18 protein-coding genes and 1 pseudogene are annotated in these 18,263 nt (G+C 59.1%); 6 read left to right on the forward strand and 13 right to left on the reverse strand.

Annotation, left to right across the window (positions count from 1 at the left end; translation table 11 throughout):
• The first annotated feature begins 11 nt into the window (after window positions 1–11).
• Entirely contained in the window at window positions 12–605 is a 594-nt protein-coding gene (locus tag ACVWSC_RS15970; protein WP_442107688.1) for a TetR/AcrR family transcriptional regulator, read from the forward strand.
• 80 nt (window positions 606–685) lie between these two features.
• On the opposite strand, the gene ACVWSC_RS15975 is transcribed toward ACVWSC_RS15970, so the two are convergent.
• Genes ACVWSC_RS15975 through ACVWSC_RS15990 form a run of 4 tightly spaced genes read right to left on the reverse strand, consistent with a single transcriptional unit; the run spans window position 686 to window position 6,733 of the window.
• The gene (locus tag ACVWSC_RS15975) at window positions 686–1,876 is read right to left on the reverse strand and encodes a hybrid sensor histidine kinase/response regulator (RefSeq protein ID WP_442107690.1); all 1,191 of its coding nucleotides are present in this window, start codon (window positions 1,874–1,876) and stop codon (window positions 686–688) included.
• Window positions 1,870–2,445 carry a chemotaxis protein CheB gene (locus ACVWSC_RS15980; RefSeq protein ID WP_442107692.1) on the reverse strand — a complete coding sequence of 192 codons (576 nt, stop codon included), beginning with the start codon at window positions 2,443–2,445 and terminating at the stop codon, window positions 1,870–1,872. The genes ACVWSC_RS15975 and ACVWSC_RS15980 overlap by 7 nt, the downstream gene beginning before the upstream one ends.
• Window positions 2,442–3,263: a CheR family methyltransferase gene (locus ACVWSC_RS15985; RefSeq protein WP_442107694.1), complete on the reverse strand. Its 822-nt coding sequence runs from the start codon at window positions 3,261–3,263 to the stop codon at window positions 2,442–2,444. The genes ACVWSC_RS15980 and ACVWSC_RS15985 overlap by 4 nt, the downstream gene beginning before the upstream one ends.
• Window positions 3,260–6,733 carry a response regulator gene (locus ACVWSC_RS15990; protein WP_442107696.1) on the reverse strand — a complete coding sequence of 1,158 codons (3,474 nt, stop codon included), beginning with the start codon at window positions 6,731–6,733 and terminating at the stop codon, window positions 3,260–3,262. The genes ACVWSC_RS15985 and ACVWSC_RS15990 overlap by 4 nt, the downstream gene beginning before the upstream one ends.
• A 280-nt stretch (window positions 6,734–7,013) precedes the next feature.
• On the opposite strand from ACVWSC_RS15990, the gene ACVWSC_RS15995 reads away from it, so the two are divergent.
• Together ACVWSC_RS15995 and ACVWSC_RS16000 are read left to right on the forward strand one after the other, a co-directional pair.
• Complete coding sequence (locus tag ACVWSC_RS15995) at window positions 7,014–7,403, forward strand: response regulator (protein ID WP_442107698.1); 390 nt, start codon at window positions 7,014–7,016, stop codon at window positions 7,401–7,403.
• 90 nt (window positions 7,404–7,493) lie between these two features.
• Window positions 7,494–8,813, forward strand: coding sequence for a glycosyltransferase (locus ACVWSC_RS16000; protein WP_442107700.1), 1,320 nt, complete (start codon window positions 7,494–7,496; stop codon window positions 8,811–8,813).
• Here ACVWSC_RS16000 and cobF read toward each other — a convergent pair.
• Window positions 8,779–9,528 carry a precorrin-6A synthase (deacetylating) gene (cobF, locus tag ACVWSC_RS16005; protein ID WP_442107702.1) on the reverse strand — a complete coding sequence of 250 codons (750 nt, stop codon included), beginning with the start codon at window positions 9,526–9,528 and terminating at the stop codon, window positions 8,779–8,781. The two genes, ACVWSC_RS16000 and cobF, sit on opposite strands and share 35 nt — an antisense overlap.
• A 68-nt stretch (window positions 9,529–9,596) precedes the next feature.
• Window positions 9,597–10,886: an OprD family porin gene (locus tag ACVWSC_RS16010; RefSeq protein WP_442107704.1), complete on the reverse strand. Its 1,290-nt coding sequence runs from the start codon at window positions 10,884–10,886 to the stop codon at window positions 9,597–9,599.
• A gap of 363 nt (window positions 10,887–11,249) precedes the next feature.
• On the opposite strand from ACVWSC_RS16010, the gene ACVWSC_RS16015 reads away from it, so the two are divergent.
• From ACVWSC_RS16015 to ACVWSC_RS16025, 3 genes are all read left to right on the forward strand, one after another.
• Window positions 11,250–11,609: a histone-like nucleoid-structuring protein, MvaT/MvaU family gene (locus ACVWSC_RS16015; protein ID WP_442107706.1), complete on the forward strand. Its 360-nt coding sequence runs from the start codon at window positions 11,250–11,252 to the stop codon at window positions 11,607–11,609.
• A 218-nt stretch (window positions 11,610–11,827) separates the two neighbouring features.
• Window positions 11,828–12,349: a lactoylglutathione lyase gene (gene gloA / locus ACVWSC_RS16020; RefSeq protein WP_442107708.1), complete on the forward strand. Its 522-nt coding sequence runs from the start codon at window positions 11,828–11,830 to the stop codon at window positions 12,347–12,349.
• A gap of 126 nt (window positions 12,350–12,475) precedes the next feature.
• The gene (locus ACVWSC_RS16025; protein WP_442107710.1) at window positions 12,476–12,724 is read left to right on the forward strand and encodes a hypothetical protein; all 249 of its coding nucleotides are present in this window, start codon (window positions 12,476–12,478) and stop codon (window positions 12,722–12,724) included.
• 9 nt (window positions 12,725–12,733) lie between these two features.
• On the opposite strand, the gene ACVWSC_RS16030 is transcribed toward ACVWSC_RS16025, so the two are convergent.
• From ACVWSC_RS16030 to ACVWSC_RS16060, 7 genes and pseudogenes are all read right to left on the reverse strand, one after another.
• Window positions 12,734–12,946 (reverse strand): DUF3079 domain-containing protein, encoded by a 213-nt coding sequence (locus tag ACVWSC_RS16030; RefSeq protein WP_442107712.1) that lies wholly within the window; start codon window positions 12,944–12,946, stop codon window positions 12,734–12,736.
• A 70-nt stretch (window positions 12,947–13,016) separates the two neighbouring features.
• On the reverse strand, window positions 13,017–13,712 hold the full coding sequence (locus ACVWSC_RS16035) for an anaerobic ribonucleoside-triphosphate reductase activating protein (protein ID WP_442107714.1): 696 nt from the start codon (window positions 13,710–13,712) through the stop codon (window positions 13,017–13,019).
• A complete protein-coding gene (nrdD, locus tag ACVWSC_RS16040) occupies window positions 13,709–13,873 on the reverse strand; it encodes an anaerobic ribonucleoside-triphosphate reductase (RefSeq protein ID WP_476461701.1) in 165 nt (54 codons plus the stop codon). Before nrdD ends, ACVWSC_RS16035 begins: the two co-directional genes overlap by 4 nt.
• A 33-nt stretch (window positions 13,874–13,906) precedes the next feature.
• A pseudogene (locus ACVWSC_RS16045) lies at window positions 13,907–15,622 on the reverse strand (ribonucleoside triphosphate reductase); the annotation flags it as partial.
• Between the two features lie 152 nt (window positions 15,623–15,774).
• Window positions 15,775–16,461, reverse strand: coding sequence for a DUF3592 domain-containing protein (locus ACVWSC_RS16050; RefSeq protein WP_476461702.1), 687 nt, complete (start codon window positions 16,459–16,461; stop codon window positions 15,775–15,777).
• Window positions 16,462–16,603: 142 nt separating this feature from the next.
• Complete coding sequence (locus ACVWSC_RS16055; RefSeq protein ID WP_442107718.1) at window positions 16,604–17,041, reverse strand: CopD family copper resistance protein; 438 nt, start codon at window positions 17,039–17,041, stop codon at window positions 16,604–16,606.
• A 25-nt stretch (window positions 17,042–17,066) separates the two neighbouring features.
• On the reverse strand, window positions 17,067–18,257 hold the full coding sequence (locus ACVWSC_RS16060; RefSeq protein WP_476461703.1) for an NnrS family protein: 1,191 nt from the start codon (window positions 18,255–18,257) through the stop codon (window positions 17,067–17,069).
• Window positions 18,258–18,263 lie beyond the last annotated feature (6 nt).

The raw sequence follows: 18,263 nt of genomic DNA on the forward strand, positions 1-18,263 counted from the left end.
GGAACAAGCCCATGAACGCCGCTTTGCGCTGTGCGAACTTCGATGAGCGGCGTGACAGGGCCTTGGCGCTGTTTGCCGAGAAAGGTTTTGGCCAGGTGAGCATGCGCGAACTGGCCAGCCACCTGGGCCTGACCGCAGGGTCGTTGTATCACCATTTCCCCAGCAAGCAGGACCTGCTGTACGACTTGATCGAAGAGTTGTACGAAGAACTGCTTGCCACCCTCAATCAAGGGCGTCGTAGCCATCAGCAAACCCTGGCGCAGGTGATTGCTGCGCATTGGGCGCTGCATGCCGAGCGGCCGTTGCAATTTCGCCTGGCCGAACGCGATCAGTGCTGTCTGACGCCGGAGCAGCAGGCGCGTATCGGCGCGTTGCGCCAAGAATATGAAACCGCGTTGCTGCGCCATATCGCACCCAAGGCGACGTTGCGCGGCAAGGCGCTGACGGCGACCGCGCATGTCATTGCCAATTTGCTCAATAGCCTGCCCGCGTGGTTGCAGGCTTCACAGCTGCCTCAGGCACAAGGGCTGGCCTTGATGGAAAGCATGGTGCTCGGCGGCATAGAGCGGACTTTGCGGGGTGAAAGCCTCAACACCATGGTGTGAGTTCTTGGTAGGAGCGGGCTTGCCCCGCGATTGCGGTGTGTCAGCCACATTGCAATCGCGGGGCAAGCCCGCTCCTACCGTCAAATCGCATTGCGCGGCAAGCGCACCGTGAAGGTTGCGCCCTCGCCTTCAGCGCTGTGCACGTCAATGCGCCCGCCATGCGCCAACACGATCTGCTCCGAGATGTACAAGCCCAGCCCAAGCCCGGCATTGCCCTGGTTTGAGGCCACACGCTCGAACTGCTGAAAGATGCGCTGCTGGTTCTGGGCGCTGATTCCAATACCCTGGTCACGCACCTCGACACAAGCCAACCCCTGCGCCTCGAAGGCCCGCACCTGAATGGGCTTGTGTGCCCCGTAACGCAGGGCATTGGTCAGCAGGTTGGCCACTACCTGTTCGATCCGGAACTCATCCCAGACGCCCGACAACGACGCCTGCGCGTTGAAGGCAATCGTCGAACCCGCCGCTACAGCCTGCGCGCTGAAGTTCTCGACCAGGCCCGCCACCAGTTGCGTCAAGTCAAACGGGCTGGGTCGGATGGACAGTTTGCCGGTGCGTATACGCGATACATCAAGCATGTCTTCAATCAAGCGGATCAGGCTATTGATCTGACGTTCATCGCGATCAACCATCGCCTGCATCTTGTCGAGGGTAAAGGCTTCGGCATTGCCACGCGCCAGGTGCAGCTTGCGCAGTTGGGTCTCCAGAATCAGGCCGTTGAGCGGCGTACGGACTTCATGAGAGACAATCGACATGAAGTCATCACGCATGCGCACCGCATGTTCCAGCTCTCGTCGGGCGCACTGCAGCTGGGTCAGCAACTGTTCCTGTTCCTCGCGGCTGCGCTCCAGTGCTTCGAGTTGTTGACCCAGAGCTTTGCGCTGGCGGAACAGGTCGACAAACACCGCCACTTTGCTTTTCACCGCCTGGGTGTCCAGCGGCTTGTGCAGAAAATCCACCGCGCCGCTTTCATAGCCCTTGAAGGCATAGTTCATCTCGCGCCCGGCGGCGCTGACAAAAACGATGGGGATGTTCTTGGTCTTCTCCGTGCCGCGCATCAGTTCGGCCAGTTCGAAACCGTTCATGCCCGGCATCTGTACATCAAGGATCGCCAGCGCGAATTCGTGTTCGAGCAACAACGAAAGCGCCTGGTCTGCGGACTGCGCTTGATGCACTTCAACGTCGTTGCCCTTGATCAACGCTTCCAGCGCCAGCAGGTTTTCCGGCAAGTCGTCGACGATCAGCAGTTTCGCTTGGATATGACTTAGCATTGCGCAAGTTCCAGTGTGGCGAGCAATTGCCCGATGCCGCTCAACGGCAGTATGTAGTCAGGATGATGCAAGGCCAGCGCCGCCTGGGGCATGGTCGCGACCTGTGCCTCGTGCGGGTCTTGAACGATGGTGTAACCGCCCTGCTGCTTGATCTGCGCAAGCCCCCGGGCGCCATCCTCATTGGCACCGGTCAGCAGCACCCCGAGCAGCGCCGGGCCATAGGCATCGGCGGCGGAGGCAAACAGAAAGTCGATCGAAGGGCGGGAGAAATACACCCGTTCCTCCTGACTCAACGAGAAGCTGCGGTCGCGCTCCACTGACAGGTGGTAACCGGGGCCAGCGAAATAAATCATGCCGGCGGCCACCGGCTGCTTGTCCTGTGCCTCACACACCGGGCGCCCCAGCCTGCGGCTGAACACTTCTGCCAACTGGCTGTGGCGGTCGTCGGGCAGGTGCAGCACACACACCAGCGGCAGGTGATAATCCAGCGGCAAGGCATGGAACAGGCTGAGCAAGGCACTGACGCCACCGGCAGAGGCACCGAGCACAACCGCCTCTATGCCGTTCATGACTTGCGGTAGATCCGTTCGGGTTTGGCCTGGGCCTGGAAACGATCGGCATAGGCGGAGAAATCCAGGGTTTCCTTGCTGCCCAACAGCAAAAAGCCACGGTGGCACAGCGACTCATGAAACAGGCCAAAAGCACGGTCCTGCAGGCGCTTGTTGAAATAGATCAGCACATTGCGGCAGGAAATCAGCTGGGTTTCGGAAAACACACTGTCGGTGGCCAGGCTGTGGTCGGCAAAGGTCACGTTGTCGCGCAGGCTGCTGTCGAGAATCGCGTTGCCGTAGGCACAGGTGTAGTACTCACTGAAGTCACGCTGGCCGCCAGCCTTGCGGTAGTTCTGGGCATACTCGCGCATGCTCTGCATTGAATAGATGCCCTGCTTGGCCTTGTCCAGGGAACTGGGGTTGATGTCGGTGGCATAGATGATGGTACGTTCCAGCAACCCCTCCTCGCGCAGCAGGATGGCCATTGAGTAGACCTCCTCACCGGTGCTGCAGCCGGCAATCCAGACTTTCAGCGAAGGCCAGGTGTGCAATAGCGGCACCACGTCGCGGCGCAAGGCCAGAAAGTGCTCCGGGTCGCGAAACATCTCACTGACGGGAATGGTCAGGAACTGCAGCAGGTGCATGAACGCGCCGGGGTCGTGCAGTACCCGCTCCTGCAGCGCTGACACCGTGCTGCAGTCGAACTGGCGCACCGCATGCAGGATCCGGCGTTTGATCGAGGCACCGGAATAGTCACGAAAGTCGTAGCTGTACTTGAGGTAGATCGCCTCGATCAACAGCCCTATCTCGATGTCGGTGTTATGTTCGATAGTCAAATGCGCTCCAGTTGCGGTAGCCAGACACGGATCAGCGAAAACAAGCGGTCAAGGTCAATCGGCTTGGCCAGGTAGTCATTGGCGCCGGCCTGCAGGCAGCGCTGTTGATCGTCCTTCATGGCCTTGGCCGTGACGGCGATGATCGGCAACTTGCGCCAGCGCGGTTGTTCGCGAATCAGCCGTGTGGCCTCATAGCCATCCATCTCCGGCATCATCACGTCCATCAGCACCAAATCAATGTCCGAGTGTTGTTCCAGGCGCTCGATGGCCTCGCGCCCGTTGCGGGCGATCTCGACGATCGCGCCCTTGTGCTCCAGCGCACTGGTGAGGGCGAAGATGTTGCGTACGTCATCATCTACCAACAACAGCTTGCGCCCTTCGAAGACCTTGTCGCGACTGCGCGCAGTCTTGAGCATGCGCTGGCGCTCATGGGACAACGTCGATTCGACTTTGTGCAAAAACAGGGTCACTTCGTCGAGCAAGCGTTCCGGTGAGCGCGCGCCTTTGATAATGATCGAGCGCGAATACTTGAGCAGATCGGCTTCTTCATCGCGGGTCAGGTTGCGCCCGGTGTAGACGATTACCGGTGGGAAGGCACAAATGTCTTCGGTCGACATGCGCTTGAGCAGTTCGTTACCAAGCATATCGGGCAGCTTCAGGTCGATGATCATGCAGTCGTAGAGGTTCTCGCGCAGCAGGTCCAAGGCCTCCTGCGCCATGCCGACGGCGGTGATCTCGATGTCGTCGTCGCCAATCAGGCGGGCAATGCTCTCGCGCTGCAGGTCATCGTCCTCTACCAGCAGAATGTGTTTGAGCTTCTGGGTCAGTTTGGCTTCCAGACGGGCGAACACCGCCTTGAGCTCTTCCCGGCTGGTGGGTTTCACCGCATAGCCGACGGCGCCCATATGCATGGCCGCCTCCACCCGATCCTCCACCGAAATGATATGCACCGGAATATGGCGAGTGCTGGCTTGCTCCTTGAGCCGTTGCAGCACGGTCAGGCCGGAGTGATCCGGCAGGCGCATGTCGAGCAGGATCGCATCGGGTACAAATCGGGCCGCCAGTTCAAAACCCTCGTCAGCGGCTTGAGCCACCAGGCAGCTGTAACCAAGCTCATGCGCCAGGTCGAAGAGAATGCGGGCGAAATTAGGCTCGTCCTCCACCACCAGAATGCATCGGTTACTGAATGGCGCCAGCTCACGGTCGTCGGCAAATGCCGGTGCACTGCGTGGCAGCAGCGCGCTGGTGAGTGGTACTTGCGGCTCGGCGGCCAGCATCTGGGCCGGTGGATGACTGAGGCGCGGCGCGGCCTCCTGGTTGATGATCGGCTCGTAGCGTTCCGGCACAATCAGACTGAACACACTGCCCTTGCCCAGACTGCTGTCAACGCTGATCTGGCCACCGAGCAGTTGCGCCAGGTCGCGGGAAATCGACAAGCCCAGACCCGTACCGCCGTAGCGCCGGTTGCTGGTGCCATCGGCCTGATGGAAGGCTTCAAAAATGCTTTGCTGCTGGTCTGCTGCGATACCGATGCCACTGTCGCGCACGGCGAAGACCACCCCTGCTCCTGGCTGGTAACTGACGGTCAGGTTGACCTCACCTTTCTCGGTGAACTTCAGCGCATTGGACAGCAGGTTCTTGAGGATCTGCTCCAGCCGCTGGCGATCGGTGAACAGGCTGTGCGGCACCTGCGGTTCGATGACGATGCTGAAGTTCAGCTGCTTGTCGCTGGCCAGCGGCTCGAACAGCGCTTGCAGGCCCTCGCACAAGCCTGCCAACGGTGTATTTTGCGGGCGCACTTCAAGCTTGCCGGCCTCGACCTTGGCAATGTCGAGGATGTCATTGATCAGGTTAAGCAGATCGTTGCCCGCCGAGTAGATCGACTCGGCAAACTTGACCTGCTCATCACTGAGGTTTTCTTCGGTATTTTCTGCCAGCAACTTGGCCAGAATCAGTGAGCTGTTGAGCGGTGTGCGTAACTCGTGGGACATGTTGGCGAGGAATTCAGACTTGTATTTGCTCGAACGCTGCAGCTCTTCAGCCCGCGTCTGCAGCTCTGCCTGCGCGTGCTTCAATTCGCCGTTTTTCCGGTTCAGCGCGTCACGCTGCTCGGCCAGTTGCTCATTGGTTTGCTCAAGCTCGGCTTGCTGCGTCTCAAGATGGGCTTGCGACTCCTTGAGCACCCGCGACTGCTCTTCAAGCTCTTCGTTGGCGGTTTTCAGCTCTTCCTGTTGTACTTGCAACTCTTCGTTGAGCTGCTGGGTTTCGGCCAGCACTTGCTGCAGGCGTTGACGATAGCGGGCGCTCTCAATCGAGGTACCGAGGTTCTCGGCAACCAGCTCAAGCAGCTCGATGTCACGCTCAGTCACCGGGCGCAAAAAGCCCAGTTCGACCACACCGTTAATCTGTCCGTCATTGTTCGCCGGCATCACCAGCACGCTGCGCGGCAAACCCTCGCCAAGGCCTGAACTGACCTTGAAGTAGTCTGCCGGCACATCATCAAGGCGCAGCAAACGCCCCTGATTCACGGCCTGGGCGAGAATACCTTCCTGATGGCCGATCACCTGCTCACGCGCTTCTTGCTCTCGAGAGAAACCGTAGCACGCCACACGATGCAGTCCGCCATGCTCATCACGCACGTACAGTGCCGCCACCACGCTACCCAGGTAGTGGGCAAAAAACCGCAGGACATTGCTGCCCAGCATCGGCAGGGTCAGTTGGCCAATCACTTGTTCGGCCAACTGCGTCTGGCCGCTGCGCAACCAGGCTTGTTGTTCCAGGCGTTGGGCCGAGCGCTGCTGGGCTTGCAGATTGCTGGTAAAGCTCGACGACAACGCCAACAGATCGCGCCGGCCACGGTAAGCCAACAGCGCGCTGAGCAAGACAATAAAGGCCAGGTACACGGAAATCGCCCACACCGTCTGGGTACTGACCTGTTCGTTGCGCGCCACCCGGAACTGCTGCTCCATGCCGATGAACGCCTCGAACTCCTTGCGGATTTCATCGGTGATACGTTTGCCTCGCCCTTCTTGAATCGGTTCGCGGAAGTCACCGTCTTCGCGGCGCAGGCTGATCACCTGGTTGGCGAAGGTGTTCCATTCCTGCTGTAGCGCCATCAAACGCTCCAGACGCTCAACCTGTTGCGGGTTGTCAGTGACCATTTGCTGCAAGTTCATCAAGCCCGTCAGCGCCTGCGGCTTGGCCAGCTCGTAGGGTTCAAGAAAGCGTTCGTCACCGGTGATGAGAAAACCGCGCATACCGGTTTCCATATCGATCGACAGTTTCACCGCCTCGTTGGCGTTGTTGATCACCCGATCGGTATGTTCCACCCACTGGATGGCCGACAACAGGTAGTTGATCACCACCACGAACACCACAGCGCTGAGCAAGCCAACCCCAAGGGGCAGACCAATGTTGCGGCTCAGCAACTTGCGAAAACTTTGCTGATCGATTGAGGCTGGTTGAATCATCGCGAACGTCCGGGCAAGTGAATCAATCAAAAGAGTGTGGCGGATTATTCGAGTATTTGTTCTATATTCCGCTGACTGAAGGCGCTCCAAGCAGCCTTGCAGTCATGAGTCTAAACAGCTTTGGCGCAGCCAACAGGGCATTTAGCCAGTATTTGAGGCCTGAATGCCATAATCGTTCCCTACAGGTATTACAGACTGCCATTGGTAAAACACCCGGGGAACTTCAGGCAACGATCGGCTTACAGAGTAAGTACGCACACCAAAAAACAGGACCTTGAACATGCTTCCACCCAACGCGCCCCTTCTGGTTGTTGAAGATGACGCTATCGTGCGCATGTTGATCATCGATGTGCTGGAAACCTTGGGTTATGCAGTGATTGAAGCCGAGGATGGTGCAGCGGCGCTGAAGATCCTGAATGATCCCGGGCAACCACTGGCATTGATGATGACCGATATCGGTCTGCCTGACATGAACGGCCGGGCATTGGCGGCCAAAGCACGCGAAGCACGGCCCTTGTTGCCCGTACTGTTTGCCAGTGGCTACGCCGAAAACACCGAGGTGCCGGACGGCATGTACCTGATTGGCAAGCCGTTCAGCATTGATCAGTTGCGCGACAAAGTGCAGAGCATCTTGTCAGTAGGAGCGGGCTTGCCCCGCGATGGGGTGTAACGGATCAAGTGCATCGCGGGGCAAGCCCGCTCCTACAAAGGGCATTAGAACCGGGTAGAATGCGCCTTTTTTCCAAGGCCTTTTCCGCTCATGCTCACGCCCGCTCTCAACGTCCTGGTCATTGGTTACGTCTGGCCTGAACCACGCTCCTCGGCTGCCGGCGGGCACATGATGCAGATCCTCGAAAGCTTCGTGCAGCGCGGTTGGCGGGTCACTTTCAGCAGCCCGGCAATGGTCGGCGAACACAAGGCTGACCTTGCCGCGCTGGGGATTGCCGAGCAGGCCATTAGCCTCAACGACAGCAGCTTTGACCACTTTGTCAGCGCGCTGGCCCCGGATGTGGTGCTGTTCGACCGCTTCATGATGGAAGAGCAATTCGGCTGGCGCGTGGAAAAACACTGCCCCAACGCCTTGCGCGTACTGGAAACCTCCGACCTGCAAAGCCTGCGTGATGCCCGCCAGCAACTGCTGCGCCGACGCCTAATCGAAGGGCTCGACCCCAACGACTTCCGCGCCTTGTTCGCCACCTCCGGGCCCGAGCTGTATCGGCAGATGGCCACGGCTGACCTGACCCTGCGTGAGCTTGCGGCGATCTACCGCAGCGACCTGAGCTTGATGATCTCCGATGTCGAAATCGACCTGTTGATCAACGGCTTCGGCGTACCCGAGCACCTGTTGCACTGGTGCCCGTTGATGGTCGATGTGCCGACCACAGCGTACAAGCCTTACGAAGAGCGCGCGCATTTCCTCAGCATCGGCAATTTTCGCCATGCGCCCAACTGGGACGCTGTGCTGTGGATGAAGAACAGCCTGTGGCCGATGATCCGTCGGCGCCTGCCGCAGGCCCAGTTGCACATCTATGGCGCCTACACGCCGCCCAAAGCCACAGCGCTGCACAAGCCGGTGGAAGGCTTTCACATCATGAACTGGGCCGAAGACGCCCTGCAGGTGATGAGCGATGCGCGCATCTGCCTGGCTCCGCTGCGCTTCGGCGCTGGGATCAAGGGCAAGCTGACCGACGCCATGCTCTGCGGCACCCCGAGCGTGACCACACCGATTGGTGCCGAAGCCATGCACGGTGCCCTGCCCTGGCCTGGCGCCGTGAGCAGCACTGCTGAAGGACTGGCCGAGGCCGCCGCGCAGCTGTACAGCGACCCAGTGCGCTGGCAGCAGGCGCAGCAACAGGGACTTCAGCTGCTGGGCGCACGCTACGACCGCCGCCAACACAGCGCAGCGCTGGTCGAACGCATCGAATATGCCCTGGGCGACCTCGACCAGCACCGCCTGTTCAACTTCACCGGTGCGATGCTGCGTCACCATCAACACAAGAGCACGCAATACATGGCGCAGTGGATCGAGGCCAAGAACCGCCTGGCTATAGCGACCGACGCAGCAGATAAGTGTCCATGATCCAACCCTTGCGCAAGCGCGCCTGCTGGCGCTGCTCAAGGATCTGCTCACGTACCGCGTGCAAAGGCCCGGCGATGAGTATTTCATCCGCTGTGCCGAGGTAGGCACCCCAGTAAATCTGCAACTGTGGATCGTCCAGCGCGGCAAACGCGCACTGGCCATCGAGCATCACCACCAGGTTGTCGATCTTCACTTGCTCGGCCAGGCGCCGCCCCGGCAATACCGTCAAGGGCTCGCCAATGCGGTTCAGGGGAATCTTATGACGCGCGGCCAGGGCCTGGACGCTGCTGATGCCGGGGATCACCTCAAGCTCGATGGCAACGCCGCGGGCCTGCACGTGATCAAGGATGCGCAAGGTGCTGTCATACAGCGTCGGCTCGCCCCACAGCAGGAAGGCCCCGCTCTCGCCATCGGCCAGTTCGCTTTCAATCAACCGGGCGTACAGTGCGGCGCGTTGCTGGTGCCAGTCTTGCACTGCGCCCAGGTAATCGCTGGCGTCGGCATCGCGCTGCGGGTCCTCAACCTGCACCAGGCGGTAGTCCGTATGTGGGATGTAGCGTTCAAGGATGTCCTTGCGCATCTGCAGCAGCTCGTCCTTGGCCGCGCCCTTGTCGAGGACAAAGAACACCTGGGCACGTTTGAGTGCATCGACCGCCTCAAAGGTAATCTGGCGCGGATTGCCCGGCCCGATGCCAATCAACAACAGCTGTTTCATTGCATTTGATTCCCTGTCTTGGCCAGCCGCCATTGTCGGCCGGTCAAGAAACAGGGGCAATGTACTGTTTACCAGATAGAGAAGTTGTAGCTGACGATCACCCGGGTTTCATCCATGTCCCGCGCCCACTGCTCGTAGTTGCTGCGATAGGTGGAGTTACGCAGGCGCACGCTGACGTCCTTGAAGGTTCCGCTCTGAACCTGATACTTGAGCTCGGTGTCGCGTTCCCACTCCTTGCCTTCAGCCAGGCTACCGGGCACTTTGATGTGGTCACCGTTGATGTACCGGGTAAAAAAGCTCAAGCCAGGCACGCCCAAGGCTTTGAAGTCATAGTCGTAGCGCAGTTGCCAGGAACGCTCCTGGGCAGCGGCAAAGTCGTTGACCTGCGCGTAGTTGACCAGATACGGATTGCTGCCATCCAGGTACGGCATAGCACTTTCACCGTACATGCGCTGCCAGCCGGCACTGACTTTGTGTCCGCCCAGGCTGTAACCGAGCATGCCACTAAAGGCACGATGGTCGATTTCACCGGCGCGGGCGTTGCCAATGTCATCACTTTTGATCAGGCGCAGATCTGCCGACACACTACCAACGTCAAGGGGTTGGCTGGCCACTACACCGAAGTAATGCTGACGGTAGATGTTCTCCAGCTTGGCAACCTGATACTGAGCGCTGAGCCGCTCATTGAAGCGGTAGTTGATGCCGGCCATATCGAAATGATCGGCAGTGGTGTTGCAGGCATAGCGCTTGTTTTTGCAATGCACACGAATGTCTTGGCGATCGGTCGAATCGCGCGCCGTGTACTTGTCCAGCCGGGCAGCCGTAAAGGTGAGGTTGTTGATTTCCTCGGAGGTGAGCAACGCGCCGTGAAACAGGGTGGGTAGCAAACGGCCGTCGTTGTACTTGAGCAAGGGCATGTCGGGCATCAGCGCACCGTACTTGAGGACGCTGCGCGAATAGCGCAACTTCCCGGTCACGCCGAGCTTGGCATATTGGTCCACCGATTCCCGCGGGTCGTGGCCAGTGGACGGCATCAAGCCACTGTTGCTGTCGGCCGGGCTGGAATCAAGTTTGATCCCGAGCATACCCACGGCATCAACGCCAACACCCACTGGGCCCTGGGTATAACCAGACTGCACGTTGAGAATGAATCCCTGAGCCCACTCTTCGCGTTTCGAAGCGCCCTGGCTGGAGCTGACATGGCCATCACGAAAGTCGCGATTGAAATAGACATTGCGTGCTTCGACTTTAGCGCTGCTGTCTTCGAGAAATCCGCCGGCTTCAGACGAAGCGGCAGCCAACATCGCAAGCAAGCCAGCCAGGCTGCGACCGGGTGCAAGTGGGAATGGGGCAAACATGAGAAGCGCAATCCGAAAGAATGACAAAACACAACCGGCACCGTTCTTGGCCCCGGCAACACAACCGGCGCTCATACATCTTGAGGCCGACCATGAATTATCTCGAAACCGCTCTATTACGGCCCATTGGACCATGGTCTAAGGAGACGACGGGATATTGACTAGTTATTTCCTATTAACGCGCAGGTAAGTAAGAAAGTTCCATTGCAGCAACGTTAAATTTCAAATGTTTACCCGCTGCCGTCGGACTACTACACTCTTTAGTAGTGCCATGTTGTACCCACCCAGTGCTGGCTGCGTTATTCAGACCGTTCCTTGTGTTTACGTATGCCGGGTCACTGCTGACATAAAGGAGTGATGACAGTGTCCAGACTTGCAGAGTTTCGTGCTGCCGAAAAAGCGCTTCAAGAACAGATGGCGCAATTGGAGGCGCTGAAAAAGGACGCCGGCCTCAAGCGCGAAATCGAGTTCGAACAAAAACTTGTCGGGCTGATGAAGAATTATGGCAAGAACCTGCGCGATATCATTGCAATCCTCGACCCCAAAGCCGTGGCCAAAGGGGCGGGAGCTGCACCGAAAACGCGTCGCGCCCGGGTGGTTAAAGTGTATGAAAACCCCCACACCGGCGAGCTGATCGAAACCAAAGGCGGCAACCACCGCGGCCTCAAAGCCTGGAAAGAACAGTACGGGGCAAAAACGGTCGACGGCTGGTTGCGTCAGTGACGGTGTTCTTCACACTTTTTTCACAACCACTCACTCAGGATGAAGACCGCTAAAGGAATAGCGCCCCATACGCCCGCTTCGGCGGGCTGCTAATGCTTGCGCCCCGCCCTTGCCAGGCGGGGCGCTTTTGCTTTGCGCAATGATTTGAGTTCCGTATCATGTGGCCCTGACTGTTTTGCTGGCACTGCAGTTGCCAGCCTCTTGAAAGCGGAGTGCCCATGAGCCTGAACCATCTCGACACCCTCCCGGGTGTCACCGCGCAACCGGATGCCGCGACCCAGAACTTTGTCTTCAACCACACCATGCTGCGGGTCAAGGACGTCGCCAAGTCGCTGGACTTCTACACCCGCGTCCTGGGCTTCAGCCTGGTGGAAAAACGCGACTTCCCAGAAGCCGAGTTCAGCCTGTATTTCCTTGCCCTGGTCGACAAGGCGCAGATCCCGGCTGACGCCGCCAAGCGTACCGAATGGATGAAGTCGATCCCTGGCATCCTCGAACTGACCCACAACCACGGCAGCGAAAACGATCCGGACTTTGCCTACCACAACGGCAACACCGATCCTCGCGGCTTTGGCCACATTTGCATCTCGGTGCCAGACATTCGCGCCGCGTGCGAGCGCTTTGAGCAACTGGGCTGCAACTTCCAGAAGCGCCTGAGTGATGGCCGCATGAAGCACCTGGCCTTTATCAAGGATCCGGACGACTACTGGGTCGAGATCATTCAGCCGACCGAGTTTTAACGAAGCGCTCGCGTTCGTCGGCCCGGCGTCCTCCGGGCCGATGCTGTGGTATACCCGAAAGAGCACCTGAACGAGGAGTGCTTGAGAACGGCGAACGACCGATACCCCAGTAGCGAGGTCAGGACGATGAAAACCCTTCAGTGCACGCATCGCAATTACACCATCACCGCCAGCGTCGAAACCCATGACGGCATCCCCACACCGTTTGCCGGCGGCTGCTTGATCACCGATCCCGAAGGCCACACCAGCAGGCGCTTGTCACTGCCGGTGAAGATGGCATTCATGGCCGACCTGGAAAACGCCCAACATGCCTCGCTTGCGCATGGTAAATGGCTGGTCGATCAGCAGTTGGACAGGCACCAGCGCGTGTTCTGAGCGGTATGTTCAATCGCGGGGCAAGCCCGCTCCCACCCTGGGGGCTGGCTCGCCCAGGCCATAGTCCTTCGGCATATTCCAGTCTTCACCGAACAGCTCTGCCGGGTGCAAGGTCCGTTCGGCACCATTACCGCAAGCCAGAGCGTTTGCCGCGCAATAGCGGTCGCAACCCCAACAGATACGCTCGGGATGCTTTGGGTTGACGGGAAAGGGCTTGGCCATGAAATCTCCCAGACAGACAATGGGCGAGCTTCCACGTTAGTACTTCGCTACCGCGCTGCCTTGATTCACATCAACTGCGCACCTCAAGCTCCGGAAATATCTCGCCAAGGCTGTCCCACAACGCGGACAGCGCGTTTTGCGTCGAAACCTTTGCCAGGCTTGCATCCAACATCTGCGCAGTACGTACCGGCTGTACCACGAAACGTTTGACCCCACGCTCGCTCAGGCGCTGGCCCAGCACCAATAGCCGTGCAGGATCGATCAGTTGCCAATGCACCGTAGTACGGCATTCATAATCAACATCACTGGCCAACAGTAGCTCAAGACTGCGCCAGTTGGCCGCCCCACTGCCCCGCACCCGGGTTATCAGTGCGCACTCTTCGGCTAACGCCTTGACATCGAAGCCAACCCAATCAGCCATCGGCAGGGCCCGGGCAAATGCCTCCGGTTTGATACCCGCACTGTGCAGGCCAACACTGAAACCCATTTGCCGGACTTCTGCCATGGCATCAGGCAATTGCGCTTGCAAGGTCGCCTCACCGCCGCTGAATACCACCGCATCGAGTAAACCGATGCGACGCCCAAGAAACGCCTGCACCTGCTCCCAGGCCAGCTCATGACAACTGCGCGCGGCGATCAATTGTGGGTTGTGGCAATACCGGCAGCGCCAGGCGCACCCCTGGCAAAACAGCACGCAGGCCAACTTGCCCGGGTAGTCGAGGGTGGTCAGGGGCACCATGCCCCCGACCCGTAATGCTCGGCTCATTGGCGCGTCGATGCCGGGCGTTCGGTGAAATGCTGGCGTTCGCGGTGCTCGGTCTGTTTGCCCGGGTTGAACGCCGATACCGGCCGGTGATAGCCCATCACCCGCGTCCAGACTTCGCAGCGCTGGCGTTGTGCTTCAGGCAGGGTATGCAGTGCAGTCATGATTACAGCTCCTTGTGCTCAGGTTGAACGAAATCAGTGCGCCGCAGCCGATTGCTGCGCCCACACCAGCGCCTCATCACATTTGGGGCAAAACTCATGTTCACCCGCCAGATAGCCATGCACCGGGCAGATGGAGAACGTCGGGGTCACCGTCAGGTAAGGCAGGCGGAAGCGACTCAACGCCTTGCGTACCAATTGTTTGCAGGCCTGCGCTGAGGAAATCCGCTCGGCCATGTACAGGTGCAGTACCGTGCCGCCGGTGTACTTGCATTGCAGTTCATCCTGCAGCTCCAGTGCCTCGAACGGGTCATCGGTGTAGCCCACCGGCAACTGTGACGAGTTGGTGTAGTACGGCGCCTGCGCACAGCCCGCCTGGAGAATGTCGGGGTAGCGCTTGCGGTCTTCTTTGGCGAAACGGTAAGTGGTGCCTTCTGCAGGTGTCGCTTCAAGGTTATAGAGGTGGCCAGTCTGCTCCTGGAAGCGCACCAGCGTGGCCCGCACGTGGTCCAGCAGGTTTAGCGCAAAGCGCCGGCCTGCTTCAGTGTGCAGGCCCATCTGGTCATCACTGAAGTTACGCAGCATTTCATGCAGGCCGTTAACGCCAATGGTCGAGAAGTGATTACGCAACGTCCCCAGATAGCGCTGGGTGTAGGGATACAAACCAGCGTCCATATGCTGCTGGATGACCTTGCGCTTGACCTCAAGGCTTTCCATGGCCAGTTCCATCAAGCTGTCCAGGCGTTCGATCAGGCCGTTGCTATCGCCTTTGAACAGATAGCCCAGGCGCGCGCAATTGAGGGTGACCACGCCCAGTGAGCCCGTCTGCTCGGCCGATCCGAACAGCCCGCCGCCCCGCTTGAGCAGTTCCCGTACATCCAGTTGCAAGCGGCAACACATTGAGCGCACCTGGTTGGGCAGCATGTCGGAATTGAGAAAGTTCTGGAAATACGGCAGGCCGTAGCGCGCGGTCATCTCGAACAGGCGCTCGGCGTTGTCGCTGTCCCAGGGGAAATCATGGGTGATGTTGTAGGTCGGAATCGGAAAGGTGAACACCCTCCCCTTGGCATCGCCAGCCTGCATCACTTCAATGTAGGCACGGTTGAGCAGGTCCATTTCAGCCTGCAGCTCACCGTAGGCAAAGGGCATTTCCTCGCCACCGATTACCGGTATCTGCTCGCGCAGGTCCTGCGGACAGACCCAGTCGAAGGTCAGGTTGGTAAAGGGCGTCTGGGTCCCCCAACGCGACGGTACATTGAGGTTGTAGATGAACTCCTGAATGGCCTGACGTACCTGCTCATAGTCGAGCTGGTCCTTGCGCACGCAAGGTGCCAGGTAGGTATCGAAGGAACTGAAGGCCTGGGCACCGGCCCATTCGTTTTGCAGCGTACCGAGGAAATTGACCATTTGCCCCAACGCACTGCTCAGGTGCTTGGGCGGCCCCGCCTCGACCCGACCGGGAACGCCATTGAGCCCTTCGTGCAACAGGGTGCGCAGCGACCAACCGGCGCAATAACCGGCGAGCATGTCGAGATCGTGCACATGCAGATCGGCCTCACGGTGAGCCCGACCAATCGCCTCGCTGTAGACCTCATCGAGCCAATAGTTGGCGGTCACCTTGCCCGCCACATTGAGCACCAATCCGCCCAGCGAATAGCCCTGATTGGCGTTGGCCTGGACCCGCCAATCTTCGCGGTCGAGGTACTCGTTCATCGAGCTCGCCACCTCGATCAGCGTCTTGCTGTCGCGCTTACGCATCCATCCCCCTGGCACTACATATAGGTGTTAATTTTCAAAAAAACACAATATGCAGTGCAGGCTACGGCTAAAGCCAAGGAACAGAATTGATCGACATCAAGCTTGTAGGAGCCGGCTTGCCCCGCGATACGATCAAACGGCCCGACTCAAACCGCACTACCGGGAAGAAATGAAATATCAACGTGATACCTCGTAGGGTCCTTGCTATCGACAAACACGCTGATCGACTGATCCTTGAGATAGCCGGAAGGATCGAACCAGATATTGTCACTTTCAAACACATGAACCTTGGAGGTACGTGGATTCAGCCATTGGCTGCGGATCATGTAAGGGTGCTGGCCGTTGATTGCAAAACGCGGGTTCGTTTCCACCGACTGAATGTCCGCCTTCACCAACTGGCCATGCTTGCGCAAATCGGCTTGCTTGCGCGATTTCCGGCGCCCCATCAGCACCATGATTATGCCAACCGCCAGCAACACTGCACCGAGCGCAGCGAGAATAATCGTCGCGAGCCACACGGTGATTCCTGCAATTTTCCCATCCGCCGGGGCACCTGCTGAATACACCACCTCAACCCGATCACCCACCGAATAGGCTGGTGGGTTGCTGGAAAAGCTGGAAATCAACTCGAAAGGCTTGCCCTCACGGTCAACATAGGCGATGACCGGCGCATAGCCACCTTGATTGTTCAACAACGCCACTACCGAGCCTGTCGCAGATTCAGCCTTGGCCAGGAACTCATCGGTACTTTTATAAGAGACACCTGCTCCCAATAGCAGCAAAGCGCCGATAGCCAAAAATGAACATTTTATGATGCCGATTGCTTTCATCATCCCCCCTGAGCACGCTGATTGAAATGCCACTTCGCTTTTTGCGCTGGCATTAGGCCAATCAGTTAGGGGATCTGAAAGAAGACCTTTCTCAGGTGTTGGTGGGAAACTTCTGAATGGCAGCGTTTCCCTGTGTGCAGCCGGCTCAATGCCCGTAAAACATCGCCTTGGCCAGGATCACGATGAGCAGCATGTGCCCGAGGATACTGCAGCGAATCCAGCGCGCTCGGCCTTCGCTCAAGCGCCCCCGCTGCAACCAGTAGGCCAGCAACAAGTAATGGCCGATGATGCTCAGGGCGAGGACGATCTTCAGGCTCAACAGGCTGGCAAAGCTGCTGGCCAGCGGTTGACTGAGCGCGCCGCGATGGTGCCAGGCCAGGCCAATGCCAGCGCCATACAGCACCAGCACCACCCCATGCAGGACCTTGCGTGAGCGCGAGGCGATGGCCTGGTCTGCCGCAGGTCGGGCAGTGGCTGATAGCTGCCCGCGTGCCGCATACCAGATGAACACTTCAAAGAATAACGAGCCGATGAAGGCAATCGCCGCCAGTAGGTGGATGATCAGTAAATAGGGATACACCATCGTTCGCCTCCTGCCTGGCTAACGGTTATCCGGGATGTCCATCGACCCGGGGGCGCAGCAGCATCGGCGCATAGCGCCAGGCATACAAGGCAAACGCCCCCACCCAACACAGCGCAGCCAGCCACAGCCCCATCAATGGCCACCACAACACCAACAGCACGCGGCTCACTGCCGCCAGATTGAGCAGAATGAACGCCAGGGTCAGCCCCGCTGGCGGCTGCAAGGGGCGCCCGGTATGGCCCAGGCTGACCCGAGCGATCATCGCCAGAATCAACCCGGCCATCGCCCCGACGGTCAGGCAATGCACTGCAAGGCTGGGGTTCAATGCAACGCCGAAATGCCACAAGGCCATACCCAGACAGGCCAATGCCAACCAGCCATACGCCAAGTGCAACGACCACAGCAACGGTACACGCCACAGCCCGCGATCATGCCAGCGCCACAAACGCACCCCGTGCCCCAGTGTCAGCGCAGCGAACAGCGCGCCGATCCAGGCGTTGGCCGACAGCGCCGGGCCAGCGGCATACAGCAAGGCCACCAGGATGGCTCCCGCCAGCAACACGCCGTCAAGCCAGGGCCAGGGGGCAACGCCTTCGACCCGGCCCAGGCCACGCTGGGTAAAAAACGGAATGACCCGACCACCGATCAGGCCCATCATCGCCGCCACCAGCCAGATAGCACTGAACACGCCCTGACGCTGCCAGCCGTCGTGTCCCAGGATCAGTCCGTACAGCGACATAGCATCTGCGCCTGTCAACAGCAGCAATACCAGCACTACCGGGTAGTTTCGCTGCTGCCGGACACGCCAGAGCATGGCGCCCATCAACAGCGCCACAACAAGCGGAAACACCAGTTCCAACAGCGCCAGCAACGGCCACGACAGATTGACCAACCAGGCAATCCGCGCGGCCAGCCACACCAACGCCAATGCCGCCAGCGGTTTGCCACTCAACCCCGGCTGGCCGGTCCAGGTCTGCCCGGCGGTGAGCAAAAAGCCGGCGATAATAGCCAGGCCAAAGCCGAACACCAATTCATGGCGGTGCCAGGCCAGCCAGCCGCCAGCAGGCTGCCAGTCGCCCAGCGCACCACCCAATGCAAACAACCATAACGGCACAGTGACCAATGCCAAGCCACAACCGGCCAGAAAGAACGGACGGAACGCCAGACGCAACACTGGCGTGATGGCCAAGGCTTTACGGCGATCAAGCACTTGCATAGGTCG

This window comes from Pseudomonas sp. NUPR-002, from assembly GCF_056322725.1.

Coding starts and splice junctions, on each gene's coding strand:
- ACVWSC_RS16025 (WP_442107710.1), top strand. CDS start 12,476: ATGAAAACCCTTCAGTGCACGCATCGCAATTACACCATCACCGCCAGC.
- ACVWSC_RS15975 (WP_442107690.1), bottom strand. CDS start 1,876: ATGCTAAGTCATATCCAAGCGAAACTGCTGATCGTCGACGACTTGCCG.
- gloA (WP_442107708.1), top strand. CDS start 11,828: ATGAGCCTGAACCATCTCGACACCCTCCCGGGTGTCACCGCGCAACCG.
- ACVWSC_RS16050 (WP_476461702.1), bottom strand. CDS start 16,461: ATGATGAAAGCAATCGGCATCATAAAATGTTCATTTTTGGCTATCGGC.
- cobF (WP_442107702.1), bottom strand. CDS start 9,528: ATGAAACAGCTGTTGTTGATTGGCATCGGGCCGGGCAATCCGCGCCAG.
- ACVWSC_RS15980 (WP_442107692.1), bottom strand. CDS start 2,445: ATGAACGGCATAGAGGCGGTTGTGCTCGGTGCCTCTGCCGGTGGCGTC.
- ACVWSC_RS16010 (WP_442107704.1), bottom strand. CDS start 10,886: ATGTTTGCCCCATTCCCACTTGCACCCGGTCGCAGCCTGGCTGGCTTG.
- nrdD (WP_476461701.1), bottom strand. CDS start 13,873: ATGACTGCACTGCATACCCTGCCTGAAGCACAACGCCAGCGCTGCGAA.
- ACVWSC_RS15995 (WP_442107698.1), top strand. CDS start 7,014: ATGCTTCCACCCAACGCGCCCCTTCTGGTTGTTGAAGATGACGCTATC.
- ACVWSC_RS15990 (WP_442107696.1), bottom strand. CDS start 6,733: ATGATTCAACCAGCCTCAATCGATCAGCAAAGTTTTCGCAAGTTGCTG.
- ACVWSC_RS16030 (WP_442107712.1), bottom strand. CDS start 12,946: ATGGCCAAGCCCTTTCCCGTCAACCCAAAGCATCCCGAGCGTATCTGT.
- ACVWSC_RS15970 (WP_442107688.1), top strand. CDS start 12: ATGAACGCCGCTTTGCGCTGTGCGAACTTCGATGAGCGGCGTGACAGG.
- ACVWSC_RS16000 (WP_442107700.1), top strand. CDS start 7,494: ATGCTCACGCCCGCTCTCAACGTCCTGGTCATTGGTTACGTCTGGCCT.
- ACVWSC_RS16055 (WP_442107718.1), bottom strand. CDS start 17,041: ATGGTGTATCCCTATTTACTGATCATCCACCTACTGGCGGCGATTGCC.
- ACVWSC_RS16060 (WP_476461703.1), bottom strand. CDS start 18,257: ATGCAAGTGCTTGATCGCCGTAAAGCCTTGGCCATCACGCCAGTGTTG.
- ACVWSC_RS16035 (WP_442107714.1), bottom strand. CDS start 13,712: ATGAGCCGAGCATTACGGGTCGGGGGCATGGTGCCCCTGACCACCCTC.